Source organism: Pseudomonas sp. S49 (assembly GCF_009866785.1).
In the GTDB taxonomy this organism is placed as follows: Bacteria; Pseudomonadota; Gammaproteobacteria; order Pseudomonadales; family Pseudomonadaceae; genus Aquipseudomonas.
This window is the reverse complement of record NZ_CP019432.1, coordinates 813,282-828,037: the sequence shown is the minus strand read 5'-3', so window position 1 is coordinate 828,037 and position 14,756 is coordinate 813,282. Positions and strand designations below refer to the sequence as shown.

The following is a 14,756-nucleotide window of genomic DNA, read 5'->3' as shown; positions in this document are numbered from 1 at the left end:
GCAACAAATAACAGTTGTCGCCGGTTTGTTTATTCTGATAAATACTGCGTCTGTTGGGTGCTACCACCCAAGTGCTCTTTAAATATGACTGAAATTTGGGCTCGCGGTTTTTGACCGGGAAACTGGTCGCCTTGGTGTTCGCCTTGGCTTTCTTCGCCGTGCAGGTTGGTGCTGCCCATCGCTCCTGAGTGCTTAGCGCCTAGGGCAATCCCAAAGGTGATCCAAGGGTTTGTCTCTGATCGTTTGATGCGTTGAGGCGAAATGTGATGTGGCGGTAATGCGGCGGACGGCTTATCAAGGGACTTGATAAGCAGAACTGTGGTTTGTAGTGGCATCTTCAGCGTTCCTTTCGGCCCGGAATGCTTGGCGGCGGGGCAATTTCGCCTGTCGTTGGGAACATCAGTCATGGTTAATTTAAAGAACCTAGCGCGCCGCAAGGCGCGTCAGTCTATGCACAACAGTGAAGATGCTCGTGTCATCGAGACAGCTCCATCTCAAGAACCTAAAGCGGGTCGGATTGCGTGGGTAAAGGCGAAGGCAGTAACCCTGCTCAAGTGGATCGCACGTATTCGTCTATGCATCTGGTTATGGGAGAAGGCTGTTGAGGGCTGGGATTTTGTCGAGACAGTGGTGATTCCATTTATTGAGAACCTCCCATGACACAACAAACCACATCATTCGAATTCAGAGGGGCCGGTTCTTCGGGGCCGGCCCATCACCGGAAGCTTGGACATGGATGCTCCGTTCTATCCTCATAGCCCTATCCACAGCATCAGCGCCTTAGCACGTGCTCTCGGAGAGCCAGTCGAGAGGCTAATCGCACTTGCTCATCGCAGCTCTCGCCTTTATCGATATGTCCCGCAAACAAAAAAAGACGGCATAACACCCAGACATACCTATGATGCTCATGAGCCTCTGAAGACTATCCAGCGCAAGATCGTGGATCGGATCCTCAGCAAGGTTGCGTTCCCTGGATACCTGCACGGCGGTATCAGAGATCCCAAGCTACCCCGCAGCATTTACTCGAACGCTCGGGTTCATACCGGCGCCAAGACAGTCATTCTTCAGGACATCGCTGATTTCTTCCCCTCAATTACAAACGAGCACATTCATCGCTTGTTCGTGGGTCTCTTCCGCTTCTCCGCAGATGTAGCCACTCTGCTTGCGGATCTAGTTACTCGTGAGGGCCAGGTTCCACAAGGGGCGAGTACAAGTAGTTACTTGGCCAACCTAGTGTTTTGGGATATCGAGCCGGCGCTCGTCACTCGCTTTAAAGCTCAGGGACTGGCGTATTCGCGCTTCGCAGATGACATTACTGTATCTAGCAAAACTCGTATTGATCAAGCTACCACCACCCAAGTTATTGCCTCTGTCACATGGATGCTCGGACAAAAAGGCTGCCTGCAGAAGCGGAGCAAGCTGCATGTTCGTAAGCGCGGGCAAGCATTGATCACTAGCGATAAAGCTGACGCCGTCACCGTGACCGGATTAGTGGTGAACGGGCCGATACCGGCGCTTCCCAAAAAACATCGGATGGCAATCCGCGCCGCCGTGAAACAGCTAGAGGATCGCTTCGAAGGTAATTCAGGTCAGCTGTCCGCTGATGATGAAAAGGAGGCGCGTCGAGTGATGGGACGCATAGGCAGGTTGATCGCTTGTGGGCATCCAGAGGGGCAGCGCCTCAAGGCTCGCGTTCGAGTATTACTGATGCGTGCGCCACTTATGGAGCGATATGCAGATGCCGAGTTTCAGGTTCAGATGGTTGCGGAGACCACCGCAGATCTGGACGTAGCGGCTAGCAGCTTGCAAATTGACCTGCCGGTGGATCTACCTTGGAAAGTTGGCTAACCGTTGGCTGGCAGTTGTTTTGGCTGTGATACTCAGGAGCGGTTTGGCTAGAAAATGGGGCGATGTCGCTGACATGCAGACGAAGCTTCAAGCTCCGTAACCGCAACAAATTTCTACCCTGCGATACAGGAAGTTAAAACATTAAAATTCCAGTACGAAAGCTAAATCGGTTCTACGAGAATACGTCTCAGAGCAACGTAATTCAGTCTGTGAGAAGGCTTATATTCACCCATTGCTCTCAGCCTATTGAAGAGCTTGGCCGGTATCACGCCGATATGGTCTATAGCAAAGGCGGGACAGGAATACTGATCAAGTACCAGCAGAAATTTTTTCTCCTGACGGCTCAACACGTTCTAGATGCGAACTACGAGGCGGCACAAAACGAGTCGCCGTTCTTCACTCACCTCTTTGCTAAGAGAGGCTGGGAAGGAATAGAGGGTATGGGATTCCCAATGCGCGGCTGGCGTATCGGTGAGCTGATAACGGCAGATAGTCCCTGTATCGACATGCAAGACATCGTGCTGATCGAGCTTTCATCCTCGCTATTCCGTTTTCCCGATAAATTCATCGACCTAGATGGCACGAATGGCCGTATAGCCGTAGCTGTAAGCGATTTGTATGACGGCATGTTATTGGTAGCCTCTGGCTACCCAATAGATGAAAACCCGATTGAGTATCCGTATGGCGATGACTACAACTGCTCGACAGTGATCAATAAGCATATCTTTCACGGTGTTTGTGAGTTCGAAGGATCAGCCCCCATCCTGCGTTTTCTTAGTCAGATCACACACTCAGAAATGAATGGAATGAGTGGTGGGATGGTTTCTAACCTAATGCCTAAATCCAACCAGGTTGCCTGGGTCGGTATGATTCAGAAGGCTGGTAATGGAATTCTCCGTTTCTATCCCGCATGCTGGATTATCCCAGCCATCAAGAACTATATGCAGGCGAGCCATTACGTCATAGATCCTGCTGTCCATATGGCAAATCTAGAAATTGAATCTACTCCAGAAGCAATCCAAGGTAGAGCAGAGTATTTCAAGATGATCAAGGTCATAACGGATGATATGAGGGCTAGAGAAGCAGGACATTAGCATTAGCCAATGCTCCTCTCTCGGCCCACTGCCATACTTTTCAGGCTTAAAACGCCAGTTCGACTCACCTTATGCCAAACGCTGTTATGGGATCAACGGCGCTGAACCCAGCGATTCCTTACGAAGTAAGGTTGTATGCGATTCCAGATTCAACATCGTCGATGAGAGCTAGCTTTAAGCCTTACTTCCAGTGATGGATGTGATGCTTTTGACCACAAGTACGGCAACCATGCCTACAAGCGCGCCTACCAGGCAGTGAATGCCTAAAGTTGCGAAGGTTTCCCACGCCCCTGCCCCTTCGACCAGTCTCTCAGCAAAGTGCTGCATCGGCCCGATGCCTTCTGTAATGAACGCCCCCCCGACCAGGAACATTGCCACAGTTCCGATCCAGGATAATGCTTTCATAAGCTTCGGAGCAGCCGACAGCAGCCATCGCCCGACAGTCCGCACCACAGAACCCCATGTACCGGTAGCTTTAAACTTCTGGAGAATAAGGCCAGCATCATCCAAGCGGACGATCCCCGCGACCAATCCGTAAACGCCCACTGTCATGACTACCGCGATCAGCGCTAACGTCAAAATCTGTTGGAGCATCGGGGCATCAGTAACGATATTTAGTGTGATGACGATGATCTCGGCGCTCAGAATGAAGTCTGTTCGAACAGCCCCTGCAATCTTCCGCTTTTCATAAGCTGCAAGCTCTTCAGGCGTCTTAGGCTTCGTTTTCTTTGGCTGCCCTGTGTCATCGTCTCGACCAGCCGTGAGCTTGTCCTTGATAGCCTCAAAGCCCTCATAACAGAGATATGCCCCCCCAATCATGAGCAGCCAGTGAACCGCCGCAGGCAAAAGTGCGTTCAACACCAAAGCACAAGGCACAAGGATGGCTTTGTTTCTCAACGAGCCCTTGAATACAGCCCATACCACCGGTAGCTCTCGGTCGGCTTTCATGCCGGTAACCTGCTCAGCATTCACAGCAAGGTCGTCGCTCAGGACACTAGCTGATTTCTTTGCAGCGACTTTACTCATGAGTGAGATGTCGTCTAGCAGTGTGGCAATGTCATCCAATAGTGCGAACAAGCTACTGCCGGCCATCTAAGGCTCCTTGCGTTGATTTATTCTGTTCCCCCACCTACCTAATGCATACCGATGCTAATGCCCCGCATACGCTCCCTCCGTAGGCTCAGGATTACCCTGTCGTCACCGGATTACGGAGAGCACCTTTCTAGACAATGGGCACGCCATACCGTTCATCAATAGCTAGGCGATCTGCAACAGAGCCTTCAAGACCGCACCAAATAATCTTTACTGAATGCTGGCCTACTAACATCTTTTAAATCAAACCGCCTATTCTAAGTCAGCGATATCCGACCCGTTCGGCTGTCGGCGACGCGAACCGAGTCAGCAGACGCGGTACGTACACATCCTGGACGATGGGCGGTGAGCAATGAAGCTGCACAGTATTCGGCTATGTAATTTTCAATCCTTCGGCAATGAACCTACGGTAATCACATTCGAGGATGTCACCTACCTTATCGGCCCCAATGGCTCTGGAAAGACAGCAGTCCTGCAAGCGCTCTGCAGGTTGTTTGCCTTTGATCCAAGCCTGCGTCGGATCAAGCGATCTGACTTCCATGTGCCTGCTGATGAGGATTTGGTACCTGAGGAGCGCAGCCTATGGCTGGAAGCGGATTTCGAATTCCCAGAGCTTCTGGAGGATGAAGACAACTCGACCGTGGCCCCGCATTTCGCTCATATGCGATTGGATACAGCCGACGGCATCCCGCGTGTTAGATATCGATTGAGCGCGACCATCGGGATTGATGGAGACATTGAAGAGAACCTAGTTTATGTCCTTGATGTTGATAGAAACGCCAACCCACTATCGACCGCAGTCGTCACTCGGGCGCATCGCAATACCATTCAAATGCATTACCTCCCCGCCAGACGAGACCCTGCCGACCACATAACCTATGGAGCTAACGCCCTGCTCGGACGCTTGCTACGAGCCGTCAATTGGGAAGATGACCGCGCAAGGATTAAAGGACTCACTGACGAAATCAGTGAATGTTTATCAGGAAACCAGTCGGTAAGTGCATTCAGTGAAAGCCTGAATGGGATGTGGAAGCGACTTCACAGAGGCACCTTTTTCACCGATCCCAAGCTCACTTTCGTCACATCCGAAATTGAGTCGCTTCTAAGACACATGTCAGTGTCGTTCTCCCCAGGGCACGACGAGAATCTAGTCGACTTCTCTCGCCTCAGCGATGGACAGAAGTCGATGCTTTACCTATCACTGGTGTTGTCCTCTCACGCCATCGGGCGTGCAGTCCTAACCGGTAAGGACGTTTCTTTCGACGCTGACAAACTGAAGCCACCGTCATTCACACTGATCGCAGTGGAGGAGCCAGAAAACAGCCTCTCTCCTCATTACCTCGGGCGCATCGTGAACGCCCTCAATAGCTCAATTGGAGGGGCTGACTCTCAGGCAATCATTGCGACCCATGCCCCGTCCATGCTCCGCCGCGTGGATCCCGAGAACATCCGCTATCTACGCTTGGCTGCGAGCCGTGCAACTAAGGTCACCTGCATAGCACTACCCGACAAAGAGGATGAGGCTCATAAGTTTGTCCGAGAGGCTGTGCAGGCTTTTCCTGAAGTTTATTTCTCTAGGCTGGTTGTACTAGGCGAAGGTGACAGTGAGGAAATTGTCCTTCCAAGAATACTTCAAGCGAAAGGCGCACCTGTTGATGAGTCAGCGGTGACAATCGCTCCACTGGGGGGACGCCACGTCAATCATTTCTGGCGCTTGCTGGCTGCATTAGAAACGCCTTTTGTGACCCTCTTGGATCTCGATGTCGCACGACATCAAGGTGGGTGGGGGCGGATTAGCAACGTCAATAATCAGTTGGCAAAGTTTTCTCCAGATAAAAAACTACCTAACTGGGAAATAGCTAAGTGGAACGAAGATCTTCCAGTTCGAACCGACCACTGGTTTGAGGAAGGAACAATAAGCATTTTTTCCGAACTTGAAAAACGGGGCGTTTATTTTTCGGATCCTATGGATCTAGATTTCTCCATGCTTCTAGCCTACCCAAAAGCGTACGGTGTTTCCCGAAGCCCTCCTGACGAATCAACTCTTAAGGCAGTGCTCGGAAAGAGTCACTGTAACGCCGGTCAATATGATGCAAATGAGCAGGAACTGTTTGGAACCTATCACTCAAAATTCAAATTAGGTAGCAAGCCCGCAGCACACATCTCCGCCCTTGCGAAGCTGACTGACGAAGATCTGCTAAAAAGCCTTCCTCCATCGCTAGATCGTTTAGCCGACGCAATCATCGCGGCGCTGGAGGACATCCCAGAATGATCAGCGCGGATGTATGGAAAGTCGCCGATGGCTTGACCTTGGAAACAAACGCCCTTCTCGCTGTGAGGGAGCTTGGAAAGTCGCTCGCGCTCACCGCAGGCCCAGGCGCAGGCAAAACGGAAGTTCTGGCGCAGCGTGCAGACTTTTTGCTACGCACCGGAAACTGCCGATACCCCAAGCGAATACTGGCGATCTCCTTCAAGGTCGATGCGAGCATAAACCTCAAGGAACGGATTCGTCGCAGATGCGGACTTGATCTGGCTGCACGCTTCGACAGCTACACCTTTCACGGCTTCGCCAAGCGCATCATTGATAGGTTTAGACCCGTGCTCACGGGCGGGGACTCTCTTGAGCCAAACTACTCCATAGGCGACGAACCAATTCAAGGCAAACAAATTAAGTTCGCGCAGCTCATACCTCTCGCAACGAAGATCTTGAGCAATTCAGTGGTTGCAAGAAATGCAATTTGTCAGACCTACGCTGATGTATTCCTTGATGAGTTTCAAGACTGCACTACTGAGCAGTACGCACTGCTGAAGCTTGTCTTCATGAATAAGCCCATTCGATTGACCGCCGTCGGTGACACCAAACAGAAAATTATGGGCTGGGCGGGAGCACTGGATGGCATATTTATAGACTACGCAAAGGACTTCGACGCCCGACCACTCAATCTATATCGAAACTTCCGATCTAAGCCTCGGCTTTTGCGGATGCAGAACGAGATCATTCGAACACTTGATCCTGCTGCGGTGATGGCAGATGACCTGATCATTGGAAACGACGGCGAACTCCTCGCTCGAAACTACGACAACAGTCACAGCGAAGCAGCCGCGTTGGCCAACATCATCCAGAAGTGGATAGATGTAGAGAAAATACCCCTACCAGAAATAGCGATTCTTTTTCCCAGGCAGATAGACCTCTACGGCACCCTACTCATGGAGCAACTGGCAGCCAGAGGAATTCCCTTTCGCAACGAGCATGAGTCTCAAGATCTAGTTAATGAGCCCGCCGCTCGCCTAATTATTGACTACCTATCATGCCTGTATCGGGAGCGAGAACCGAAGGCGTGGATCAATTTGATGGAGCAACTGGTTTCATTTAATGACGAGGACGGTGAATCTGAGATCCAGAGAAACTTCGAGCGCCTCTATCTTGCCCAGCGCAAGGAAGTGAAAAAATTGGCCCGATCTGACGCGCCTTATTCAGGATGGTGGGAGCTAACTATGAAGTTCCTAAAGAACATCGGCCTACCCGTGCTGACCACCCTTTCTTCTGACTACGAAGCAAAAGCCAGATTGAACGAGGTTATCAAGAACACGAGACAGCAAATTGAGAAACTGCTCGAGCAAGAACCGGATTTGCTCAAAGCACTTGATCTGTTCTCCAACGATCAAGCAGTCCGTTTTCTGACGATTCATAAAAGTAAAGGATTGGAATTCCACTCTGTAATTATGATCGGTGTAGAAACACAGACATTTTGGGGCAAAGTCCAAGAGGAGCGTTGCGGCTTCTTTGTGGGTGTTTCACGCGCCAAGGAGCGGTTGATGATCACGACATGCGACTTACGCTATCGACCGGCATCAAACCCTCCAAGGTGGAATGAGCATCGCACTCCTCATGCTGAGTTCGTCACATACGTAACGCCATTTCTTTCCGCCCAGCCAAATGCCTGACAGATAGCCGCGTGTCGCTGATCTTGTATGAACTCGCGGCAAGGATGCTCCCCACACAGCAAGTCATCCTTAGACCTCAAGCAGAGTCACAAACACGGGCTGAGGAAAATCTCCGGGCTTCCGGGGTATGCCATAGATAGAGGTGTGTCAGGAAGGACAAGGCAAGAGCACTCCCAATCAAATACACATCTTAATCTTCCCCATCAAGAGCAAGAGCAGGTCAAAGCCTAAGGGCTTTGACACCAAAGCGGAGTGTGTCTAGAAAATCACTGCCGAATAGATCGTGTCGCGCACCAACGTGGCCGAAGCTTCGTTGCTCATCATGATCGCCAGGATCACCACCTCCACCAGCACGGCGGCGAGGGTGAGAATCATGGTGCCGTACGGGTCGCCGACTTTTTCCGCGAGCAATTCGGCTTGATGGGCGACGCGCATTGAGGCGGCGACGATGAAGGCGATCAGCACCAGACCGCCGATCAACGCGACGATCTGGCCGCTGTGCAACAGCCAGTGTTCCAGCGGATAGGCAACGCAGGCGGCGATGACGGCCAGCAGCAGAAAGCTTTCTTGCTTGAGGATGGTGAACATGGCGGGCCTTTTTGCCGAAGAGAGCGGATGAGCTACTGACTGCGGGGCGGCGCTAACGTTTCGTTACACCTTAGCGCACCAAGCGCTGGCAGTGCTTTTGGCAGTTGCACTTTTATTGGCCTTGAGGGCGCTATCGCGAGCAGGCTCACTCCTACAGTTGACCGCATTCCCCTGTAGGAGTGAGCCTGCTCGCGATGGCCGTTACGCGATTTCGAATTGTTTGTTGTCCTGTTGGTCAGCAATTTGCATTGGCCCTGACCACACACAACAAAACGGAGCTCCAATTCATGCAAATACGTCCGCTGCACAAACTGCTGTGCGCCGCCCTCGGTCTGGGGATCAGCCTGAGCGCCAGCGCTGCCGATCCGCTGAAGGTCGGTTTCGTCTACATCGGCCCGATCGGTGACCACGGCTGGACGTATCAGCATGAACAGGGGCGCAAGGCTCTCGCAGAGAAGTTCGGTACTCAGATCACCACCAACTACGTCGAGAACGTCGCTGAAGGCGCCGACGCCGAGCGGGTCATCCGCAACATGGCCAAGGACAACTATGACCTGATCTTCACCACCTCTTTCGGCTACATGAACCCGACGCTGAAAGTCGCCAAGCAATTTCCCAAGGTGACCTTCGAACACGCCACCGGCTACAAACAGGACAAGAACCTCGGCACCTATCTGGCGCGCACTTACGAGGGTCGCTACGTCGGTGGTTTCCTCGCGGCGAAGATGACCAAGACCAAAAAGATCGGTTACGTCGCTTCGTTCCCGATCCCCGAGGTGATCCGCGATATCAACGCGATTCAACTGGCCCTGAACAAATACAACCCTGGCACCGAGATCAAAGTGGTGTGGGTCAACTCGTGGTTCGATCCTGGCAAGGAGGCCGATGCGGCCAACGCGCTGATCGATCAGGGCGTCGACGTGGTGTTCCAGCACACCGACAGCCCGGCACCGATTCAGGCCGCCGAACGTCGTGGCGTATACGCCGTAGGTTACGCCTCGGACATGGCGCACTTCGGGCCGAAAGCGGTGCTGACCTCGATCGTCAACGACTGGGCGCCGCACTATATTCAGGCGACGCAGAGCGTGATCGACCACACGTGGAAATCCCAGGACTACTGGGGCGGGTTGAAGGAAGGCACGGTTGAACTGCCGATCAGCGGTCTGGTGCCGGCGCCAGTGAAAGCCGAGGCCGAGCAGATCATTGCCGACATCAAGAGCGGTGCGCTTCAACCGTTTACCGGGCCGATCAAGGATCAGGCCGGCGTCGAGAAAATCCCGGCGGGCGTGAGCGCGACGAATGCGGAACTGGCGTCGATGAACTATTACGTGGAAGGCATGAAGGCTGAGATGCCGAAGTAATCCATTTGACCCGGATCGTTCCCACGCTCTGCGTGGGAATGCCGCCCGGGACGCTCCGCGTCCCTGCCAAAAGCGGACGCAGAGCGTCCATTGAGGCATTCCACGCGGAGCATGGGAACGATCTCCCGTACTTTTCAAGGATTGTGTATGGATCAGCTTCCGATCATCGACATCAGCCCGCTCTATAGCGACGACGAAAACGCCTGGCCTGCCGTGGCTGAACAAATCGACCACGCCTGCCGCGAATGGGGTTTCTTCTACATCAAGGGTCATCCGATTTCCGCGCAGCGCATCGACGCGGTGCTTGATCAGACTCAGCGTTTCTTTGCCCTGCCCGTCGCAGAAAAACTCAAGATCGACATCACCCAAACCCGCCACCATCGCGGTTACGGCGCCATCGCCACCGAGCAACTCGACCCGAGCAAACCCAGCGACCTCAAAGAAACCTTCGACATGGGGCTGCACCTGCCAGCCAACCATCCCGACGTGCTCGCCGAAAAACCGCTGCGCGGGCCGAACCGTCATCCGGCGCAAACCGGATGGGCTGAGTTGATGGAGCAGCATTACCTCGACATGCAGGCCCTCGCGCAAACCTTGTTACGAGCGATGACCATCGCGTTGAACATCGAACGCGACTTCTTCGACAGCCGTTTCAACGACCCCGTCAGCGTGCTGCGCATGATCCATTACCCACCCCGCCACACCGCCAGTTCGGCCGAGCAGCAAGGTGCCGGTGCGCACACCGATTACGGCTGCATCACCCTGCTCTATCAGGACAGCGCCGGCGGCCTGCAGGTGAAAAACGTCAAGGGTGAATGGATCGACGCGCCACCCATCGACGGCACTTTCGTGGTCAACCTCGGCGACATGATGGCGCGCTGGAGCAACGACCGTTATCGCTCGACGCCGCACCGGGTGATCAGCCCGCTCGGGGTGGATCGCTATTCGATGCCGTTCTTTGCCGAGCCGCACCCGGACACACGCATCGAATGCCTGCCCGGTTGTCAGGACGCACAGCATCCGGCGAAATATCCGACCACCACCTGCGCCGAATTCCTGCTGTCGCGCTTCGCCGATACCTACGCCTATCGTCGCGAGCAGGAAGCCGTGTGATGGATCGCTTGGTCAGGTTTTGCCAATTGTTTCGGCGAGCATCTGTAGAATGCCGCCATTGCACCTGATGAGAAAAGAATATGTACGACTGGCTCAACGCCTTGCCCAAGGCTGAACTGCACCTGCACCTGGAAGGCTCGCTGGAGCCCGAGCTGCTGTTCGCCCTGGCCGAACGCAACAAGATCGCCCTGCCGTGGAACGACGTGGAAACCCTGCGCAAGGCTTACGCCTTCAACAACCTGCAGGAATTCCTCGACCTGTATTACCAGGGCGCCGACGTGTTGCGCACCTCGCAGGACTTCTACGACCTGACTTGGGCGTACCTGCTGCGCTGCAAAGCACAGAACGTGATTCACACCGAACCGTTCTTCGATCCGCAGACCCACACCGACCGCGGCATCCCGTTCGAAGTGGTGCTCAACGGCATCGCGGCGGCATTGAAGGATGGCGAGCAGCAACTGGGCATCACCAGCGGTTTGATCCTCAGCTTCCTGCGCCACCTCAGCGAAGAAGAAGCCGAGAAAACCCTCGACCAAGCGCTGCCGTTCCGTGACGCGTTTGTTGCTGTCGGTCTGGACAGCTCCGAGATGGGTCACCCGCCGAGCAAGTTCCAGCGTGTGTTTGATCGTGCCCGTCACGAAGGCTTCCTGACCGTTGCCCACGCTGGCGAAGAAGGCCCGCCGGAGTACATCTGGGAAGCCATCGACCTGCTGAAAATCCAGCGTATCGACCATGGCGTGCGCGCCATCGAAGACGAGCGCCTGATGCAGCGGATCATCGACGAACAGATCCCGCTGACCGTGTGCCCGTTGTCGAACACCAAGCTTTGCGTGTTCGATCACATGTCGCAGCACAACATTCTCGACATGCTCGAACGTGGCGTGAAGGTCACGGTGAACTCCGATGACCCGGCGTACTTTGGTGGTTATGTGACCGAGAACTTCTACGCGCTGCATGAGCATTTGGGCATGACCCAGGATCAGGCCAAGCGCCTGGCGCAGAACAGCCTGGATGCGCGACTGGTAAAACCATAAGCAACACCCAATAACCATTGTGGGAGCGAGCCTGCTCGCGAAGAGGGAGTGTCAGTTAACATTTTCGTTTAATGACACTCCGCTTTCGCGAGCAGGCTCGCTCCCACAGTGGGTTCTTTGTTTAGCCTGGGATTTGGCTTTCAGTCAGCTCTTCCAGGGTCTTACCCCGCGTCTCCATCCCGAACAGCCACACCACCCCCGCCGCTATCGCGAAGCACGCCGCGCCCAGCGCAAACACCCCGCCCTGCCCGGTAATCGGGAACACCAGCCCGGTCACCAACGGCCCGAGCAGCGAGCCAACCCGGCCAATCGCCGAGGCGAAGCCCGAACCGGTTGCCCGCGCCGACGTTGGATAAAGCTCCGGCGTATAGGTGTAGAGCACCGCCCACATGCCGAACAGGAAAAACTGCATCAACAGTCCGGTGCCGATCAGCAGCGCAACGTTGCCGCCGAACACCGCGCTCTGGCCGTAGAGAAACGCCATCACCCCGCCGCCGAGCAACGTAACGATGCACACCGGTTTGCGCCCCCAGCGCTCAACCAGCCAGGCGGCCATCAAAAATCCCGGAATCCCGCCAAGGGAAATCAGCACCGTGTAATACACCGACTGCGTCACGGCAAAACCCGACTGTTGCAGCAAGGCACTGAGCCACGAAGTCAGACCATAAAATCCCAGCAGGGCGAAAAACCACAGGCTCCAGATCATCGTCGTGCGCTGGCGATACTGCGGCGACCAGATCTGCTTGAGCGCCGCGAAGAAGTTGCCCGGCGGCGTCACGGTACGCGGCAATCGAACCGGCTCCGGTAACGCAGCACCGCCGAGCGACGAACGCACCCGCGCCTCGATGCCGTTCAGCACCTTGTCTGCCGCCTCATGCTTTCCAGCCTGCTCCAGCCAGCGCGGTGACTCGGGAATGAAAAAGCGGATCGCCAGCACAAACACCGCCGGCACCGCCAACACCAGAAAGATGTCACGCCAGCCAATCAGCGGCAGCAGGAAGTAAGACAGCACGCCGGCCGCCACGAAACCCAGCGGCCAGAAGCCGTCCATCAACGCGATGTAACGACCCCGGCGTTGCGCCGGAATCAGCTCGGACAGCATCGACTGGGCAATCGGAAATTCCATGCCCATGCCAATCCCCAACAAGATGCGGAACAGCGTCAGCGTTTCGACCGTTTGCGCCGTCGAACACAGGTAGCTGGCCACGCCCCACAGCACGATGCTCCACTGAAACACCGGTTTGCGCCCGAAACGATCGGCGAGCATGCCGGACAGCGACGCCCCCAGCACCATGCCGAAGAAGCTCGAACTGGCGAGCAGACCCGCTTGCGCGCTGCTCAGACCGAACTCGGCTTTGATCGAGCCGAGCAGGAACGTCATCATCGCCAGGTCCATGGAGTCGAAGAAAAACGCCAAGGCGATGATGATGAAAATGATCCGGTGATAACCGCTGATTGGCAGTCGTTCCAAGCGTTCTGCCGCGCCGTAGCCATGTGTGTCCATGCCGCTTCCCCCATCCGAAATGTCCCCGGAACGAGTGTGCGCGATAGCGTTTCGGCGTTCGTGCTGAATGCGACCTGTTCGCAGTCGTGGACGACGCCAGAAGCACCGGTGCTTGCCAGGCGTCGAATGCGAGAGCTCTACAACGCCATTTCCAGCTCGGTTTCCTTGGCGAAACGATGCAGCTCCCGTTGGCCGGTAGCCGTCAATTGCAAGGCCCGAGAGTCGTTGGGCAGGGTAAGCCAGCCGGACTGCATGAACAACTGCAACAACGCCGCACCGAGCGAGCCACCCATGTGCGGGCGACGCTCGCTCCAGTCCGGACAAGCGCACGCCACTTGCACATTGCGATGGGCCAGCGCCTGGATGAACACGCCACGGCCGGCCAGCAATTTTGCCCCCTTGAGAGTCACCACGACGCGTTGTTCAAGTTGTTCGATCCAGCCGGCATCCAGCAGCCGCTGGTACAGATCGGCGGCCAGCGTACCGCCCAGGTGGTCATCGCAAAAACGCGCGCGCAGCAGCGAGGACGGCGCAGTTTGCGGCTTGGCCATGGGGGTGGCGCGCTTGAACACCTCGGGAATGTCCCGTGGAGCACTGGCGATGGTGGCGCTGGCCAATGCTTCTATCGCAGCACCGACTTCCGGTGCCGAGAGACGGAAAAACCGTTTGCGACCACGGACTTCGACCTTCAACAGACCACCCGTGGATAGCCGCGCCAGATGCGCGCTGGCCGACGATGGCGACAGCCCTGTCAGTAGCGCAAGCTCCTCGGTTTGCCGGGCCGAGCCATCCATCAACGCCCACATCATCGCGCTGCGCTTGGGGTCGGCCAGCAACGTGGCGATCTGGCTGATGCAAGGTGCATGTTCCATGTGTTCACTCCCTGTTGAATCGTATCGTCTACTGCTCGGAGACATCTTGGCCGGTAATGAGTCATCGGCCAAGACGCGAAAATCGCCATGAACCGGGGCGAGGCAAGCTACTGACGCAGCCTGCTCCGGCACAGAACCCGCAGCAGTTGCGCGACCGTCACTCGAAGACTGGCGACGCGGTGCGAGGGTCTCCGGGCCGGGGTGTCGGTGCTGGCGTGAGGCGGGCGCTAGTATAAGCGGGTTAGCTCCCGCGTCCCGCGCCGGGGCCTGCACAGGTGGTGATTGTTCCTGACAGAAATTTCTCT

General features: G+C 55.3%; 12 protein-coding genes and 1 pseudogene. 8 read left to right on the top strand and 5 right to left on the bottom strand.

Annotated elements, in window-relative coordinates; translation table 11 throughout:
* Positions 1 to 29: 29 nt before the first annotated feature.
* Positions 30 to 335 carry a hypothetical protein gene (locus tag PspS49_RS03510; protein ID WP_160038122.1) on the bottom strand — a complete coding sequence of 102 codons (306 nt, stop codon included), beginning with the start codon at positions 333 to 335 and terminating at the stop codon, positions 30 to 32.
* 70 nt (positions 336 to 405) lie between these two features.
* On the opposite strand from PspS49_RS03510, the gene PspS49_RS03505 reads away from it, so the two are divergent.
* The 3 genes from PspS49_RS03505 (at position 406) to PspS49_RS03495 (ending at position 2,942) form a co-directional block, all read left to right on the top strand.
* A complete protein-coding gene (locus PspS49_RS03505; RefSeq protein ID WP_017337081.1) occupies positions 406 to 660 on the top strand; it encodes a hypothetical protein in 255 nt (84 codons plus the stop codon).
* Positions 661 to 732: 72 nt separating this feature from the next.
* Positions 733 to 1,848 (top strand): reverse transcriptase family protein, encoded by a 1,116-nt coding sequence (locus PspS49_RS03500; RefSeq protein WP_160038120.1) that lies wholly within the window; start codon positions 733 to 735, stop codon positions 1,846 to 1,848.
* 275 nt (positions 1,849 to 2,123) lie between these two features.
* Positions 2,124 to 2,942, top strand: coding sequence for a hypothetical protein (locus tag PspS49_RS03495; RefSeq protein ID WP_160038118.1), 819 nt, complete (start codon positions 2,124 to 2,126; stop codon positions 2,940 to 2,942).
* Between the two features lie 174 nt (positions 2,943 to 3,116).
* Here PspS49_RS03495 and PspS49_RS03490 read toward each other — a convergent pair whose 3' ends face one another.
* Complete coding sequence (locus PspS49_RS03490) at positions 3,117 to 4,034, bottom strand: DUF808 domain-containing protein (protein WP_160038116.1); 918 nt, start codon at positions 4,032 to 4,034, stop codon at positions 3,117 to 3,119.
* Positions 4,035 to 4,386: 352 nt separating this feature from the next.
* Here PspS49_RS03490 and PspS49_RS03485 point away from each other — a divergent pair, with 352 nt between their 5' ends.
* Positions 4,387 to 6,306, top strand: a complete 1,920-nt coding sequence (locus PspS49_RS03485; RefSeq protein WP_160038114.1) for an AAA family ATPase — start codon at positions 4,387 to 4,389, stop codon at positions 6,304 to 6,306.
* Positions 6,303 to 7,979, top strand: a complete 1,677-nt coding sequence (locus PspS49_RS03480) for an ATP-dependent helicase (protein WP_105521879.1) — start codon at positions 6,303 to 6,305, stop codon at positions 7,977 to 7,979. The genes PspS49_RS03485 and PspS49_RS03480 overlap by 4 nt, the downstream gene beginning before the upstream one ends.
* A gap of 264 nt (positions 7,980 to 8,243) precedes the next feature.
* On the opposite strand, the pseudogene PspS49_RS03475 reads toward PspS49_RS03480, so the two are convergent.
* Positions 8,244 to 8,567 (bottom strand): annotated as a pseudogene (locus PspS49_RS03475) (calcium:proton antiporter); the annotation flags it as partial.
* Between the two features lie 287 nt (positions 8,568 to 8,854).
* Between PspS49_RS03475 and PspS49_RS03470 the strand changes: the two are divergent.
* From PspS49_RS03470 to PspS49_RS03460, 3 genes are all read left to right on the top strand, one after another.
* On the top strand, positions 8,855 to 9,928 hold the full coding sequence (locus PspS49_RS03470) for a BMP family ABC transporter substrate-binding protein (RefSeq protein ID WP_127925722.1): 1,074 nt from the start codon (positions 8,855 to 8,857) through the stop codon (positions 9,926 to 9,928).
* Between the two features lie 147 nt (positions 9,929 to 10,075).
* Entirely contained in the window at positions 10,076 to 11,041 is a 966-nt protein-coding gene (locus PspS49_RS03465; RefSeq protein ID WP_150775834.1) for a 2-oxoglutarate and iron-dependent oxygenase domain-containing protein, read from the top strand.
* A gap of 80 nt (positions 11,042 to 11,121) precedes the next feature.
* The gene (locus PspS49_RS03460) at positions 11,122 to 12,075 is read left to right on the top strand and encodes an adenosine deaminase (protein ID WP_008082147.1); all 954 of its coding nucleotides are present in this window, start codon (positions 11,122 to 11,124) and stop codon (positions 12,073 to 12,075) included.
* 121 nt (positions 12,076 to 12,196) lie between these two features.
* Here PspS49_RS03460 and PspS49_RS03455 read toward each other — a convergent pair whose 3' ends face one another.
* Both PspS49_RS03455 and PspS49_RS03450 read right to left on the bottom strand, forming a co-directional pair.
* Positions 12,197 to 13,579 (bottom strand): MFS transporter, encoded by a 1,383-nt coding sequence (locus PspS49_RS03455; protein ID WP_127925721.1) that lies wholly within the window; start codon positions 13,577 to 13,579, stop codon positions 12,197 to 12,199.
* Positions 13,580 to 13,716: 137 nt separating this feature from the next.
* The gene (locus tag PspS49_RS03450) at positions 13,717 to 14,451 is read right to left on the bottom strand and encodes a helix-turn-helix transcriptional regulator (RefSeq protein ID WP_127925720.1); all 735 of its coding nucleotides are present in this window, start codon (positions 14,449 to 14,451) and stop codon (positions 13,717 to 13,719) included.
* Positions 14,452 to 14,756: the final 305 nt, after the last annotated feature.